This is a genomic window from Streptomyces sp. M-16 (genome assembly GCF_052114405.1).
GTDB lineage: Bacteria > Actinomycetota > Actinomycetes > Streptomycetales > Streptomycetaceae > Streptomyces.
Map to the genome: position 1 here is coordinate 1 of NZ_JBFRER010000346.1, position 436 is coordinate 436.

The 436-nt window shown below is 70.0% G+C and carries 1 protein-coding gene; it reads left to right on the forward strand.

All coding sequences use genetic code 11. The annotated features are described in order from the left end of the window. A partial coding sequence (locus AB4039_RS42495) for an acyltransferase domain-containing protein (RefSeq protein WP_442273343.1) occupies positions 1-436 on the forward strand: 436 nt, incomplete at both ends.

A 436-nucleotide genomic window follows, 5' to 3' on the forward strand; every position in this document is an offset into this window, starting at 1 on the left:
CGCGTTCGTCGCGGAGGCGGTGGGGGAGGGGATCCGGGCCCGTCAGGTGCCGGTCGATTACGCCTCCCATTCGGCGCACGTGGAGCGGATCGAGGCCGAGCTGCTGGATGTTCTCGGGCCGGTCGTGCCGCGCAGGGCGGAGATTCCGTTCTACTCGACCGTGAGCGCCGGGCCGGTCGACACCACCGGTCTCGATGCCGGGTACTGGTACCGCAACCTGCGCCAGCCCGTCCGTTTCGAGGACACCGTCAAGGTCCTCCTGGAAGATGGCTTCGCCACCTTCGTGGAGTCCAGTGCGCACCCCGTCCTCACCATCGGGATCCAGGAGGCCGCCGAGGCCGCCGGTGTCGACGTCCTGGCGACCGGTTCCCTGCGCCGTGACGAAGGCGGACTCCAGCGCTTCCTGACGTGTGCCGCCGAGCTCTTCGTGCGCGGC